This window comes from Pseudomonas sp. LBUM1643, assembly GCF_059716215.1.
The window spans coordinates 328344-342000 of the sequence record NZ_CP166813.1 but is presented as its reverse complement, the minus strand read 5'-3'; the positions used below and the strand labels follow the sequence as shown (position 1 = coordinate 342000).

Here is a 13657-nt window from a genome sequence, read left to right as displayed (position 1 = left end):
CCGAAGGCTGCGATCTTTTGATCTCGCCTTTAAGCATCCGAATGTTAACAACTTGGGCCAACCGCCAGCCCTGACCTATGCTGCACCCCAACGCTTTCGTTTCTGGTCGATTTTATGGGTCGTGGTTTTCTATTGATGTTGCTGCTGATCGCCCTGCCCGCCGCAGCGCAGATCTATAAGTACACCGACGCCGCCGGCAATACCGCGTACAGCAATCAGCCGCCCGATGGCGTGCAGGCGCAGCCCGTCGAGTTGCCACCCCTGAACAGCGTCGAGCGACAGGCCCCACCTGCGCCAGCCGCCGAAGCCAACAACCGTCAGCAGCCACTGAGCGCCTATGAGGTGCTTGAGCTGACCAACTTGCCCACCACCGAAGCCCTGCGCGCCAACAACGGCACGTTCACCGTCAATGTGCAGATCAAACCTCGCCTGCAAGGAGCTCATCTGTTCAGGCTATTGCTGGATGATCAACCTTACGGCCAGCCGAGCAACGTACCGATCCTGCAACTGGTCAACATCGACCGCGGCGAACACAGCTTCGCCGTTCAGGTTATCGATGGAGAAAACATCATTCAGCAAAGCCCGACCATCACCTTCACAGTGCAACGGGTCCATAAACCGTGAGGGCGTGGCTGCTGCTGGCCTGCCTGATCGCGCTACCCGTGGCAGCCGAGGTCTTCACCTATACCGACGCCCAAGGCAATCGGGTCTTCACCGATCAACCCGTCACGGGTAACGCCAAACGTGTGCCGATGGCGCCGAGCAATCGGATGTCCGCCAACCCGACCGGCGCAGTGCCCGTCATTGTCAGTAAGAAAACGGAAACACCACCGTCGTTTCATTACGACATGCTCAGAGTGCTGATACCGGAACCCGACGCCACGGTCCGCAGTAGCGCCGGTGAACTGATTGTCAGCGTCACCAGCGAACCCGGCCTGCAACGAGGTCACCGCTATCGCCTGCTGGTGGACGGCCAACCCACATCCGAACCCGGACGGAGCCCGGTGTTTGCCTTGAGCAACCTCGACCGCGGCTCCCACAACCTGTCCGTGGAAATCATTGATGAGCAGGGTCGCACCGTCGAACGTACCGCCAACCAGCCGTTCCACATGCTGCGTATCTCCCTCGCGCAAAAACGCCAGGTCAAACCCTGCGTGCTGACCGATTACGGTCAGCGACCCGAATGCCCGCTCAAAGACAAACCCGAAGAAGAAAAAAATCCCTTCCTGCGCTTCTTTTAATTGTCACTTACGATTGCGCACTGTACTGGTGCGAATTGCGCCATCGTTCCCAACTCTCATCCCATTTTGGTTCGAAAGTACCCGCGACAGCTGGCAGAACGCCACGTAAATGAGCGTCAAACGCCCGTTTCAAGCCTTAAACGCTTCTTTTCGGAGCCTTGGTTTGGTTTTTGCATTTTCCCCGCATCAGCGCTTTATTCATGCGCGCGCCCTGCTCCAAAAGAGGTCCTGATGACCATTAGCGACGCACTGCATCGATTGCTACTCGACAACCTCACCACCGCCACCATCCTGCTCGACGCCGAACTGCGCCTCGAGTACATGAACCCGGCGGCTGAAATGCTGCTGGCCATCAGCGGCCAACGTAGCCATGGACAGTTCATCAGCGAGTTGTTCACCGAGTCCACCGAAGCACTGAATTCCCTACGCCAGGCGGTCGAGCAGGCCCATCCTTTTACCAAGCGCGAAGCGATGCTCACCGCCCTCACCGGCCAGACGCTGACCGTCGATTATGCAGTGACACCGATCCTGGCCAACGGCGCCACCATGCTGCTTTTGGAAGTCCATCCCCGTGATCGCTTGCTGCGGATCACCAAGGAAGAGGCGCAGCTGTCGAAGCAGGAAACCAGCAAGATGCTGGTGCGCGGCCTCGCTCATGAAATCAAGAATCCGCTCGGCGGGATTCGCGGCGCTGCGCAATTGCTCGCCCGTGAATTGCCGGAAGAAAGCCTGCGCGATTACACCAACGTGATCATCGAAGAAGCCGATCGCCTGCGTAACCTCGTCGATCGCATGCTCGGCTCCAACAAGCTGCCGTCCCTGGCCATGTGCAACATCCACGAAGTGCTGGAGCGCGTCTGCCACCTGGTCGAGGCCGAAAGCCAGGGTTGCATTACCTTGGTGCGCGATTACGACCCAAGCATTCCCGACGTCCTGATCGACCGCGAACAGATGATTCAGGCGGTGTTGAACATCGTGCGCAACGCGATGCAGGCCATCAGCAGCCAGAACGAGTTGCGCCTTGGCCGCATCAGCCTGCGTACGCGCGCCATGCGCCAGTTTACCATCGGCCATGTACGCCATCGACTGGTGACCAAGATCGAAATCATCGACAACGGTCCCGGCATTCCTGCGGAACTGCAGGAAACCATCTTCTTTCCCATGGTCAGCGGCCGTCCGGACGGTACCGGGCTGGGCCTGGCCATTACCCAGAACATCATCAGCCAGCACCAGGGCCTGATCGAATGTGACAGCCATCCAGGCCACACAACCTTCTCGATCTTTCTGCCACTGGAACAAGGAGCCACATCGACATGAGCCGTAGTGAAACCGTGTGGATCGTCGATGACGACCGTTCAATCCGTTGGGTTCTGGAAAAAGCCTTGCAACAGGAAGGCATGACCACGCAAAGCTTCGACAGCGCTGATGGCGTGATGAGCCGCCTGGCGCGCCAGCAGCCGGACGTGATTATCTCCGACATCCGCATGCCGGGCGCCAGCGGTCTGGACCTCTTGGCGCGGATTCGCGAGCAACACCCACGGCTACCGGTCATCATCATGACCGCGCACTCCGATCTGGACAGCGCTGTCGCGTCCTATCAGGGCGGCGCATTCGAATACCTGCCCAAGCCGTTCGACGTCGACGAAGCCGTGTCCCTGGTCAAGCGCGCCAACCAGCATGCGCAGGAACAGCAAGGCCTGGAAGTGCCGGTCGCTCTGACCCGCACCCCGGAAATCATCGGCGAAGCGCCGGCGATGCAGGAAGTGTTTCGCGCCATCGGGCGCTTGAGTCACTCCAACATCACCGTGTTGATCAATGGCGAATCCGGCACCGGCAAAGAACTGGTGGCGCATGCCCTGCACCGCCACAGCCCCCGCGCGGCGTCCCCTTTTATTGCGCTGAATATGGCGGCGATTCCGAAAGACTTGATGGAATCCGAGCTGTTCGGCCACGAGAAAGGCGCGTTTACCGGTGCGGCCAACCTGCGTCGCGGGCGCTTTGAGCAGGCTGATGGCGGCACACTGTTCCTCGATGAAATCGGCGACATGCCAGCAGATACGCAAACCCGCTTGCTGCGGGTGCTGGCGGATGGCGAGTTCTACCGCGTTGGCGGTCATACGCCGGTCAAGGTGGATGTGCGAATCATCGCCGCGACGCACCAGAACCTCGAAACCCTGGTGCACGCGGGGAAATTCCGCGAGGACTTGTTCCATCGCCTCAACGTGATCCGCATTCACATCCCGCGCCTGTCGGACCGTCGCGAAGACATCCCGACCCTCGCCAAACACTTCCTCAGCCGCGCCGCGCAAGAGCTCGCGGTTGAGCCGAAGCTGCTGAAAAGTGAAACCGAGGAATACCTGAAGAACCTGCCGTGGGGCGGCAACGTGCGCCAGTTGGAGAACACTTGCCGCTGGATCACCGTGATGGCTTCCGGCCGCGAAGTGCACATCAGCGACTTGCCGCCAGAGTTGCTGAACCTGCCGCAGGATTCGGCGCCGGTCACCAACTGGGAACAAGCATTGCGCCAGTGGGCGGACCAGGCGCTGGCTCGCGGTCAGTCGAGCTTACTGGACAGCGCCGTGCCGGCCTTTGAGCGGATCATGATTGAAACCGCCCTGAAACACACCGCTGGCCGTCGCCGCGATGCCGCGGTTCTGTTGGGCTGGGGACGAAATACCCTGACTCGCAAGATCAAGGAATTGGGAATGAAGGTTGATGGTGGGGATGATGATGAGGGGGAAGAGGGCTAATCAGCCTGTAGATCTTCGCTGATCGTTAGATCCATTCGCGGGCAAGCCCGCTCCCACAGTGATCTTTGGTGCTTTCACAATTTTGTGTACACCGCTGAATACTGTGGGAGCGGCCTTGCCCGCGATGCTTTTGGGGGTTCGGTGCACCGACTGAAGGCACCGTGAACCGCAATCGCGCACAAACACTGGCTTAAAACCCCACCTCTTTTCGCAATCGAACCCCTATCGAAAAAACACGAAAGCCCCGCAATACGGGGCTTTCAGCATTCAACGACGACTTTCTGTTTCAACTTGTTAAAAGCTGGCACGCCCCCTGCAATAGTCCTTTCAGTGATTCGATTCACTACCCAGTTTCGGGGACCTTGGTACAGGCAGGCCGGGGATTCCCCTCTTTACACCGGGCTCATACCGCACTTGCGACGAGCCCACGCAGTTTTGGGGCCCTTGATACAGGCAGGTCAGGGGTTCCTTCTTTACACCGGGTTCACGACGCAACGCGTGACCCCTCCCGTTTTGGGGACCTTGGTACAGGCAGGCCGGGGATTCCCTCTTTTATTGCTCTCGGAGATGGATCTCCAGCCGCCAACGGTCATCGACCTCGCTACCGGCCCAGTCGCCCTGAAGCGGTCGAGCCGCCACCACCGTCAACAACAACCCCCCATCACTCAAACGTACACGCCAGTTCACGCCTTTGTCGTTGAGCTTGAGCTGACCGTTCTGCGCCTTGCCTTCAGCACTGAACAGCAGTGCGACACTGCCGTCCACGATCTCGCCGTGGACCTTGGGTTCGTTGTTGAACCACATCACCAGGCCATCACTCGTCACCTCGACCTGCTGCAAGGTGCTGGGGTCCGGTGTGGTCAGGCGACCGATCATCAATCCCACCATGACCCCGACAATCGCCAGCGAACCCATCACCCGTGGGAATAGTTTCGAACGCTTGTCCGCTTGCGGCGTAGAATGCCGGTCATCTTTACCTTCGGAGCCGTGCATGTTTCACGTCATCCTTTTCCAACCAGAAATTCCGCCGAATACCGGCAACGTTATCAGGCTGTGCGCCAACAGTGGCTGCCACCTGCATTTGATCGAACCGCTGGGTTTCGAGATGGACGACAAGCGCCTGCGAAGGGCCGGCCTCGACTATCACGAATACGCCACCCTGCAGCGCCACGCCGACCTTGCCAGTTGCCTGGAAAGCCTCGGCCACCCGCGCCTGTTCGCCTTTACCACCAAGGGCTCGCGGCCGTTCCACGATGCCAGCTTTGCAGAAGGCGATGCGTTCCTCTTCGGCCCGGAAAGCCGCGGCCTGCCCGCTGACGTGCTGGACGCCCTGCCCGGCGAACAACGCCTTCGGCTACCGATGCGCGAAGGCTGCCGCAGCCTGAATCTGTCGAACACTGTGGCCGTAGCCGTTTACGAAGGCTGGCGCCAGCTCGGGTTCAAGTAACAACGCGATCCACTGTAGGAGCTGCCGCAGGCTGCGATCTTTTGATTTTGATTTTTAAGATCAAAAGATCGCAGCCTTCGGCAGCTCCTACAGAGGTCGGCGAAATCAGCGCACATCCAGCCATTTCGTATTCCCCATGAAAAAAGCGCCTGTTACGGCGCTTTTTTCGTGACTGCATCGAACGTTTACTGAACGGTCGGAGTCTCGCCAGCCGCCTGCATGCGTTGCAGTTCTTGTGCGTACAGCGCATCGAAGTTCACTGGAGCCAGCATCAGCGCCGGGAACGAGCCACGGGTAACCAGGCTGTCCAGGGTTTCGCGAGCGTACGGGAACAGGATGTTCGGGCAGAACGCGCCCAGGGTGTGGCTCATCGAAGCGTCGTCCAGGTTCTTGATCAGGAAGATCCCGGCCTGTTGCACTTCAGCGATGAACGCCACTTCGCCGTTTTCGCCGTTCTTCACGGTCACCGACAGGGTCAGCACCACTTCGTGGAAGTCAGCTTCCAAAGCCTTTTGACGGGTATTCAGATCCAGGCCAACGCTCGGTTCCCACTGCTGGCGGAAGATCGCTGGGCTTTTCGGGGCTTCGAAAGACAAGTCACGTACGTAGATGCGCTGCAAAGAGAATTGCGGCGAGGTGTCTTCTTCGCTAGCTGCTGTGTTCTGTTGGTCAGTCATCTCAGATCCTTTCTGATCTTGGGTCTTATAGGGAAGGAATTAGGCCTTGAGCATCGCGTCGAGCTTGCCGGCGCGCTCCAGGGCAAACAAATCATCACAGCCACCAATGTGGCGCTCACCGATCCAGATCTGCGGCACGGACGTACGCCCGGCTTTCTGGGCCATGGCGGCACGCACCTGCGGCTTGCCATCGACCTTGATCTCTTCGAAGGCCACGCCTTTGTTCTCGAGCAGGTACTTGGCTCGCGAGCAGTAAGGGCAGTAATCGCTGGAATAGACGACGACGTTGCTCATATCACTTCACCAGCGGCAGGTTGTCGCCTTTCCAGCTGGAAATCCCGCCGGACAGCTTGGCCGCAGTGAAGCCCGATTTCATCAGTTCGCGAGCGTGAGTGCCAGCGGTCTGGCCCACGGCGTCAACCAGGATGATGGTCTTGGACTTGTGCTTCTCCAACTCACCGACGCGAGCGGTCAGTTTGTCGTGAGGAATGTTCAACGCGCCAACAATGTGACCGGCGGCAAAGTCCTTGGTCGAACGAATATCGATCACCACGCCCTCGTCCTTGTTGACCAGCCCGGTCAGTTCACCGGTGCTCAGGCTACGGCCGCCGCCTTTCATTTCATGGGCGATCAGCAGAGCCAGCAGAACGGCGAAGATACCGACGAGCAGATAGTGGGTGGTGGCAAATGCAATCAGGTGATCAACCATTGAAGGAGGTTCCAGGGCGTTAAAATGTCGGCCAGTATACACAGCCACTATGGTGGGCCAAACCCCGTCCGGCGGTGACGCCGCAGGAACTTAGCTTTAAACTCCTACTCCCTTTTCCATCGCCCTCTTTTAACTCAGCCACGAGTGGAATCCATGACTACCACGCCTAAACCTTTGGTCCTGATTATTCTCGACGGCTTCGGTCACAGCGACAGCCCTGAATCCAACGCCGTGTTCGCGGCCAAGAAGCCCGTACTGGACCGTTTGACTGCCACCGTGCCAAACGGCCTGATCTCGGGCAGCGGCATGGACGTCGGCCTGCCGGATGGCCAGATGGGCAATTCAGAAGTTGGCCACATGAACCTCGGTGCCGGCCGCGTGGTGTATCAGGATTTCACGCGCGTCACCAAATCGATCCGTGATGGCGAATTCTTCGAAAATCCGACCATTTGCGCCGCCGTGGATAAAGCCGTCGCTGCCGGCAAAGCCGTGCACTTCATGGGCTTGCTGTCCGATGGGGGCGTTCACAGTCACCAGGATCACCTGGTTGCCATGGCTGAACTGGCCTTCAAGCGCGGCGCCGAAAAAATCTACCTTCACGCCTTCCTCGACGGTCGCGACACACCGCCAAAAAGCGCTCAGTCCTCTATCGAACTGCTCGACGCCACGTTCGAGGCCCTCGGTAAAGGCCGGATCGCCAGCATTGTTGGCCGTTACTTCGCCATGGACCGCGATAATCGTTGGGACCGTGTGTCCCAGGCTTACAACCTGATTGTCGACGGCAACGGTGAATTCAACGCCGCCACTGCGCAGGAAGGTCTGCAAGCGGCCTACGACCGTGGCGAGAGCGATGAATTCGTTAAAGCCACCTCTATCGGCGAACCGGTCAAAGTCGAAGATGGCGATGCCGTCGTGTTCATGAACTTCCGTGCGGACCGCGCCCGTGAACTGACTCGCGTGTTCGTCGAAGATGACTTCAAGGAGTTCGAACGCGCCCGTCAGCCGAAACTGGCCGGCTTCGTCATGCTGACTCAATACGCCGCCAGCATTCCTGCCCCCTCGGCCTTTGCCGCCGGCAGCCTGGAAAACGTGTTGGGCGACTACCTGGCGAAAAACGGTAAAACCCAGCTGCGCATCGCCGAAACCGAGAAATACGCCCACGTCACCTTCTTCTTCTCTGGCGGACGCGAAGAACCGTTCCCGGGTGAAGAACGTATCCTGATCCCGTCGCCAAAAGTCGCCACCTATGACTTGCAGCCCGAGATGAGCGCCCCGGAAGTGACCGACCGCATCGTCGACGCTATCGAAAACCAGCGTTACGACGTGATCGTGGTCAACTATGCCAACGGTGACATGGTCGGCCACAGCGGCGTGTTCGATGCGGCGGTCAAAGCCGTTGAATGCCTGGACCTGTGTGTCGGTCGCATCGTTGACGCGCTGGACAAGGTTGGCGGCGAAGCGCTGATCACGGCTGACCATGGCAACGTCGAGCAAATGGCTGACGAATCCACCGGCCAGGCTCACACCGCTCACACCACCGAGCCGGTGCCGTTCATTTATGTCGGCAAGCGTGACTTCAAGGTACGCGATGGCGGCGTGCTGGCGGATGTGGCGCCGACCATGCTGATGCTGCTGGGAATGGAAAAACCGGAAGAAATGACGGGCACTTCAATACTGGTGTAACCCGCCCTTCAAATCACCACAAAACTCTGTGGGAGCTGGCTTGCCAGCGATAGCAATCTGACAGCCAACATCACTGTTGAATGTTAAGACGCCATCGCGGGCAAGCCCGCTCCCACAGTGGTTTGTGGTGGTTTCAAAGATTAATTACACCCACTTGCCAGCCCGGTTATCACACAACCCCAATTGGGCGTTTTTTTTGCGGCGCTTGGCGGGCATACTAGGCCGTCCCTTTCCCTGGTGTCGCCCGCCTCTATGCTTCGCGTCCTGATAGCCCTTGCTCTGACCTGCCTGCTCCAACCGGCCTTCGCTGACGAGCGCGCGCAAACCCAACAACAGTTGGACGCCACGCGTCAGGACATTGCCGAGTTGAAGAAACTGCTGGGCAAGATTCAGGAAGAAAGATCCGGCGTTCAAAAAGACCTCAAGGGCACCGAAACCGAGATGGGCAAGCTCGAGAAACAGGTCGATGCCCTGCAAAAAGAGCTGAAGAAAAGCGAATCCGAGCTGCAACGACTCGATGCGGAGAAAAAAAAACTCCAGAGCGCGCGCACTGAACAGCAACAACTGATCGCCATTCAGGCCCGTGCGGCCTATCAGAATGGTCGTCAGGAGTATCTGAAACTGCTGCTCAACCAGCAGAATCCGGAAAAATTCGCCCGCACCCTCACCTATTACGACTACCTGAGCCAGGCCCGCCTGGAACAGCTGAAGAACTTCAACGAAACCCTGCGCCAACTGGCCAATGTCGAAAAAGACATCGACATGCAGCAGGCGCAGTTACTCGTTCAGAAAAGCAGCCTCGACAGTCAGCGCGACGAACTCGACAAGGTTCGCAAAGAGCGCCAGCAAGTCCTGGCCAAGCTCAATGAAGACGTAAAGGCTCGCGACCAAAAACTGGCGTCTCGCGAGCAGGATCAGGCAGACCTGTCTAAAGTCCTTAAAACCATTGAAGAAACCTTGGCCCGCCAGGCCCGTGAGGCAGAAGAGGCGCGGCAAAAAGCGCTGATCGCCCAGCAGGAAGCCGAAAAAAAGCGTTTACGTGAGGCCCAGGCAGCAGCAGACGCGGCAGATACGACCGACGCCCCACGCAAAGCTGTTAAATCGACACCCGGCGCCCTTGTTTCCAGTTCAGGCGAGACCTTCGGTGGTGCGTTTGCTTCAACTCGGGGAAAACTTCCTTGGCCTGTTGATGGTCGACTGCTGGCACGCTTTGGCGAATCCCGTGGCGACGACGCTCGTACCAAATGGGACGGCGTGATGATCAGCGCGTCCGCCGGCAGCCAGGTACATGCCGTTCACGGAGGTCGCGTGGTGTTTGCCGACTGGTTGCGTGGTGCCGGCCTGCTTGTGATTCTCGATCACGGCAACGGTTTCTTGAGTCTTTATGGTCACAATCAGACGCTGTTGAAGTCTGCGGGTGATGTGGTTAAAGCCGGTGAGTCCATCTCCACTGTCGGTAGCAGTGGCGGGCAGGACACACCAGCGCTGTATTTCGCAATTCGTCAGCAGGGTCACCCGAGTGATCCGGCACAATGGTGTCGCGCGCAAGGATAAGCGCCTTACCTAATTCAGGAGTTCGTTCGACATGCTGCATCTGTCCCGCCTTACCTCGCTGGCCCTGACGATCGCTCTGGTGATCGGCGCGCCTCTGGCGTTCGCCGCTCAACCTGCGCCAGCGGTTGCACCTGCGGGCACTGCTGCGACCACCAAGGCACCACTGCCTCTGGAAGAGTTGCGCACATTTGCCGAGGTCATGGACCGGATCAAAGCCGCTTATGTCGAACCGGTAGACGACAAGACCCTGCTGGAAAATGCCATCAAAGGCATGCTCAGCAACCTCGACCCGCACTCCGCCTACCTTGGCCCGGAAGATTTCGCGGAGTTGCAGGAAAGCACCAGCGGCGAGTTTGGTGGCCTGGGCATCGAAGTGGGCGCCGAAGACGGTTTCATCAAGGTGGTATCGCCAATCGATGACACCCCGGCGTCCAAGGCCGGCATTCAGGCGGGCGACTTCATCGTCAAGATCAACGGCCAACCGACTCGCGGCCAGAGCATGACTGAAGCCGTGGACAAGATGCGTGGCAAGATCGGTCAGAAAATCACCCTGACCCTTGTACGTGACGGCGGCACACCGTTTGACGTGACCCTCGCACGCGCCATCATCCAGGTGAAGAGCGTGAAGGCCCAGTTGCTCGAGTCGGGCTACGGCTATATCCGCATTACCCAGTTCCAGGTCAAGACCGGCGAAGAGGTCTCCAAGGCCCTGGCCAAGCTGCGCAAGGACAATGGCAAGAAACTCAAAGGTGTCATCCTTGATCTGCGCAACAATCCGGGCGGCGTGCTGCAAGCGGCGGTTGAAGTGGTCGACCACTTCATCACCAAGGGCTTGATCGTCTACACCAAGGGTCGCATCGCCAACTCCGAATTGCGCTTCTCGGCCACTGGAAAGGATGAAAGCGAAGCTGTGCCAATGGTCGTGTTGATCAACGGCGGCAGCGCCTCGGCCTCGGAAATTGTCGCCGGCGCCTTGCAGGATCAGAAACGCGCAGTGGTCATGGGCACCACAAGCTTCGGTAAAGGCTCGGTTCAAACGGTACTGCCGCTGAACAACGACCGCGCACTGAAGATCACCACTGCGTTGTATTACACGCCGAACGGCCGTTCGATCCAGGCTCAGGGCATCGTCCCGGACATCGAAGTGCGCAAGGCCAAGATCACCAGCGAGCAAGACGGCGAGTATTTCAAGGAAGCCGATTTGCAAGGGCACCTGGGTAATGGCAATGGCGGCGAAGACAAGCCGACCGGTTCGGGCGCCAAACCCAAGGTGATGCCGCAGGACGACGATTACCAATTGGCCCAGGCGCTGAGCCTGCTCAAAGGGCTGAGCATCACCTCCGGCCGCTGAGATGCGCCTGCGGTTAGCCCTCGGCCTGCTGTGCTGTCTGATGGGTGTTGCTCATGCAACGCCCGCCAAGCCGGCTCAGCAAAAGGCCTACCTGAGCCTGATCATCGATGACCTGGGGCAGAACCTGCCTCGGGACCGCCGCGTGCTCGCCCTGCCCGGTCCGGTCACGGCTGCCATCATGCCTGACACTCCCCACGCCACTGAATTTGCCCGCGAAGCCCATCGCGCCGGCAAGATTGTCATCCTTCACATGCCTATGGACCCGGCCACCGGCCCGTTCGCCTGGCACCCTGACTTACCTCTCGATGAGCTGGAAAAACGCCTGAACGCGGCATTCAAAATGGTCCCCTACACCGCAGGCATCAATAACCACATGGGCAGCCGCATGACCTCGCAACCGGCTGCAATGGCCTGGTTGATGGCGGACTTGCAGCGCAGGCACAAGTTCTTCGTCGACAGCCGCACCAGCGCGCAGACAGTCGCTGCTGCCGAGGCACAGAGGATTGGATTGGCAAGCGTTTCCCGGGACGTTTTTCTGGACGACGAGCGCACTGAAGCGGCGATCTTCATCCAGTTACAGACGGCCATCAACCTGGCGCGTAAACAGGGTTCGGCGGTGATGATCGGGCATCCGTATCCGCAGACGCTTGCGGTACTGGAGCGTGAGTTGCCGAAACTAAAAGGTCAGGGTATCGACTGGATTGATATCAAGTTGATGATCAGTGTGCGCGGGAATCGCGCAACGGCGGCTCATGGCAAAGACGGTATTTATCGGTAATAACCCGGCTCGATATCCCATAAATAGTTACCGCCGAACGCTTCGAAGAATTCCAGATAGTGACGTGAACCATGTTGCGACTACGCCCAAGTCGCCTGTCAAACTATCAGGAACCATCATGCCCACCAATGAAACAGTCACACCGGCCGCTAGGCCTTTGGCATCGATCCAGGTTGACAATCTGTTGATCAACTTCACGACACAATTCAACCGGATCTGGGATAGCGCGGGCTCTGGTTCGAAAAAAGCGAGTTTTTGGCGCCCTTTACCTCCCGCAGATTTGTTGCCTGGATATTTCCCGTTGGGTGATGTCGTTTCGCCTGGATACGAGAACATAAACGAGAACAACATTGTGGTAGTTGTCTGCGAGGGCGTGCCGGAGAACGCAGACACCTCGAAAGGCAAAGCCCTCGGCGTCCCGATCGACTTCGAACAAGTCTGGAGAGATTCAGGTTCCGGAGCCAAAGCGGACATTACTATCTGGCGCCCGATACCACCAGACGGTTATGTGGCATTGGGCATGGTTTGCTCCAATGGCCGCGACAAGCCGTTGCGCGATACTGTCCGCTGCGTGCGCGCGGATCTGGTGATCGCATCGCCCGCTAACCGCATGATCTGGGACGACCGCGGGAGTGGCGCCAAGAAGAACTTTTCAGCCTGGGGCTCCTCCCCTCCAAGTGCGCCTGCGGGAGATATCTGCTTTTCACCGGGCACCTTTGTTGGCATCAACACCTATAGACCGACAGGCGACGTCGCTTACTCACTGCGCATGAAGATCGCCATGCGGGCCAACTCTCCGATCGTGGCGCCAACTCTTACTGGGTATGAGCCACCTGCCGCCGATGAGACAACCAAAGTCACCAAGATTGTCTACCTTCCATGGTTCACCGTCATAGACCCTGGCCTGAATGCTCGGGAGCAATTGCGGACATCGGCGTTGTACCTTCTGGAAAGATCTGACCAGTATGAATTTCTGGGGTACGGCCACAACACTGGCGCGGTCAGCAAAACCTTCCAGTGGACTGCGTCCAAGGTCCAAAGTGCTGAAATGCTGTCTGAGTTTACGGGCATCACCAGTATCAGAACCGAAACCGAATGGCCCCTGATTCATTTGGCACAAGTGAGCACCATAAATCACTTGTGGACCGCTTCAATCCAGTTTTCGGCGAGACTGGACAAAGGCTTTACTCATACCGAGAAATCATCCGACGGTTGGAGCCGCGTGACACCGGTGGAAGTCGTCGCCATCGCGCCAAAGCGCAAACTGATCGTGGTTTATCGTCTGAAAAGTGTCTACAGGCTCTTTCGTGAAGACGGCACTCAAGTAGCGTCACCTATCAGTTACTGCGATCTCGATAGCCTGTATGTAGCCGAGTTCCCACCGGAGCAGGGCGACAACATTTGCGCCGCTGATAATCACAGTGATGCCCGAATAGTGGGCACCTCAATTTCATAACCAAGGAATGG

The 13657-nt window shown here is 58.3% G+C and carries 14 protein-coding genes; 10 read left to right on the top strand and 4 right to left on the bottom strand.

Annotation, left to right across the window (positions count from 1 at the left end; all coding sequences use genetic code 11):
* The first annotated feature begins 114 nt into the window (after window positions 1–114).
* From ACA063_RS01520 to ntrC, 4 genes are all read left to right on the top strand, one after another.
* Window positions 115–624 (top strand): DUF4124 domain-containing protein, encoded by a 510-nt coding sequence (locus ACA063_RS01520; protein ID WP_497664518.1) that lies wholly within the window; start codon window positions 115–117, stop codon window positions 622–624.
* Window positions 621–1241, top strand: a complete 621-nt coding sequence (locus tag ACA063_RS01515) for a DUF4124 domain-containing protein (protein ID WP_497664517.1) — start codon at window positions 621–623, stop codon at window positions 1239–1241. Before ACA063_RS01520 ends, ACA063_RS01515 begins: the two co-directional genes overlap by 4 nt.
* A 231-nt stretch (window positions 1242–1472) precedes the next feature.
* The gene (glnL, locus tag ACA063_RS01510) at window positions 1473–2558 is read left to right on the top strand and encodes a nitrogen regulation protein NR(II) (protein ID WP_162436963.1); all 1086 of its coding nucleotides are present in this window, start codon (window positions 1473–1475) and stop codon (window positions 2556–2558) included.
* Entirely contained in the window at window positions 2555–3991 is a 1437-nt protein-coding gene (ntrC, locus tag ACA063_RS01505; RefSeq protein WP_054055303.1) for a nitrogen regulation protein NR(I), read from the top strand. Before glnL ends, ntrC begins: the two co-directional genes overlap by 4 nt.
* A 552-nt stretch (window positions 3992–4543) precedes the next feature.
* On the opposite strand, the gene ACA063_RS01500 is transcribed toward ntrC, so the two are convergent.
* Window positions 4544–4984: a hypothetical protein gene (locus tag ACA063_RS01500; protein WP_497664516.1), complete on the bottom strand. Its 441-nt coding sequence runs from the start codon at window positions 4982–4984 to the stop codon at window positions 4544–4546.
* Between ACA063_RS01500 and ACA063_RS01495 the strand changes: the two genes are divergently transcribed.
* The gene (locus ACA063_RS01495) at window positions 4983–5438 is read left to right on the top strand and encodes a tRNA (cytidine(34)-2'-O)-methyltransferase (protein ID WP_133837827.1); all 456 of its coding nucleotides are present in this window, start codon (window positions 4983–4985) and stop codon (window positions 5436–5438) included. The two genes, ACA063_RS01500 and ACA063_RS01495, sit on opposite strands and share 2 nt — an antisense overlap.
* A 185-nt stretch (window positions 5439–5623) precedes the next feature.
* On the opposite strand, the gene secB is transcribed toward ACA063_RS01495, so the two are convergent.
* Genes secB through ACA063_RS01480 form a run of 3 tightly spaced genes read right to left on the bottom strand, consistent with a single transcriptional unit; the run spans window position 5624 to window position 6824 of the window.
* The gene (secB, locus tag ACA063_RS01490) at window positions 5624–6115 is read right to left on the bottom strand and encodes a protein-export chaperone SecB (protein WP_194691701.1); all 492 of its coding nucleotides are present in this window, start codon (window positions 6113–6115) and stop codon (window positions 5624–5626) included.
* 39 nt (window positions 6116–6154) lie between these two features.
* A complete protein-coding gene (gene grxC, locus ACA063_RS01485; RefSeq protein ID WP_010464569.1) occupies window positions 6155–6409 on the bottom strand; it encodes a glutaredoxin 3 in 255 nt (84 codons plus the stop codon).
* Between the two features lies 1 nt (window position 6410).
* Window positions 6411–6824: a rhodanese-like domain-containing protein gene (locus tag ACA063_RS01480; protein WP_497664515.1), complete on the bottom strand. Its 414-nt coding sequence runs from the start codon at window positions 6822–6824 to the stop codon at window positions 6411–6413.
* 153 nt (window positions 6825–6977) lie between these two features.
* Here ACA063_RS01480 and gpmI point away from each other — a divergent pair, with 153 nt between their 5' ends.
* The 5 genes from gpmI (at window position 6978) to ACA063_RS01455 (ending at window position 13646) form a co-directional block, all read left to right on the top strand.
* Window positions 6978–8507, top strand: coding sequence for a 2,3-bisphosphoglycerate-independent phosphoglycerate mutase (gpmI, locus tag ACA063_RS01475; protein ID WP_497664514.1), 1530 nt, complete (start codon window positions 6978–6980; stop codon window positions 8505–8507).
* A gap of 252 nt (window positions 8508–8759) precedes the next feature.
* Entirely contained in the window at window positions 8760–10061 is a 1302-nt protein-coding gene (locus ACA063_RS01470) for a murein hydrolase activator EnvC family protein (RefSeq protein WP_497664513.1), read from the top strand.
* Between the two features lie 31 nt (window positions 10062–10092).
* On the top strand, window positions 10093–11412 hold the full coding sequence (locus ACA063_RS01465) for a S41 family peptidase (protein WP_162436970.1): 1320 nt from the start codon (window positions 10093–10095) through the stop codon (window positions 11410–11412).
* Between the two features lies 1 nt (window position 11413).
* Entirely contained in the window at window positions 11414–12190 is a 777-nt protein-coding gene (locus tag ACA063_RS01460) for a divergent polysaccharide deacetylase family protein (protein ID WP_497664512.1), read from the top strand.
* A gap of 118 nt (window positions 12191–12308) precedes the next feature.
* On the top strand, window positions 12309–13646 hold the full coding sequence (locus ACA063_RS01455) for a Vps62-related protein (RefSeq protein ID WP_497664511.1): 1338 nt from the start codon (window positions 12309–12311) through the stop codon (window positions 13644–13646).
* Window positions 13647–13657 lie beyond the last annotated feature (11 nt).

Excerpts from the sequence above, each read along its gene's own strand:
- gpmI (WP_497664514.1), top strand. The coding sequence starts at position 6,978 with ATGACTACCACGCCTAAACCTTTGGTCCTGATTATTCTCGACGGCTTC.
- ACA063_RS01495 (WP_133837827.1), top strand. The coding sequence starts at position 4,983 with ATGTTTCACGTCATCCTTTTCCAACCAGAAATTCCGCCGAATACCGGC.
- ntrC (WP_054055303.1), top strand. The coding sequence starts at position 2,555 with ATGAGCCGTAGTGAAACCGTGTGGATCGTCGATGACGACCGTTCAATC.
- ACA063_RS01500 (WP_497664516.1), bottom strand. The coding sequence starts at position 4,984 with ATGCACGGCTCCGAAGGTAAAGATGACCGGCATTCTACGCCGCAAGCG.
- ACA063_RS01470 (WP_497664513.1), top strand. The coding sequence starts at position 8,760 with ATGCTTCGCGTCCTGATAGCCCTTGCTCTGACCTGCCTGCTCCAACCG.
- ACA063_RS01520 (WP_497664518.1), top strand. The coding sequence starts at position 115 with ATGGGTCGTGGTTTTCTATTGATGTTGCTGCTGATCGCCCTGCCCGCC.
- secB (WP_194691701.1), bottom strand. The coding sequence starts at position 6,115 with ATGACTGACCAACAGAACACAGCAGCTAGCGAAGAAGACACCTCGCCG.
- grxC (WP_010464569.1), bottom strand. The coding sequence starts at position 6,409 with ATGAGCAACGTCGTCGTCTATTCCAGCGATTACTGCCCTTACTGCTCG.
- ACA063_RS01460 (WP_497664512.1), top strand. The coding sequence starts at position 11,414 with ATGCGCCTGCGGTTAGCCCTCGGCCTGCTGTGCTGTCTGATGGGTGTT.
- glnL (WP_162436963.1), top strand. The coding sequence starts at position 1,473 with ATGACCATTAGCGACGCACTGCATCGATTGCTACTCGACAACCTCACC.
- ACA063_RS01455 (WP_497664511.1), top strand. The coding sequence starts at position 12,309 with ATGCCCACCAATGAAACAGTCACACCGGCCGCTAGGCCTTTGGCATCG.
- ACA063_RS01465 (WP_162436970.1), top strand. The coding sequence starts at position 10,093 with ATGCTGCATCTGTCCCGCCTTACCTCGCTGGCCCTGACGATCGCTCTG.
- ACA063_RS01480 (WP_497664515.1), bottom strand. The coding sequence starts at position 6,824 with ATGGTTGATCACCTGATTGCATTTGCCACCACCCACTATCTGCTCGTC.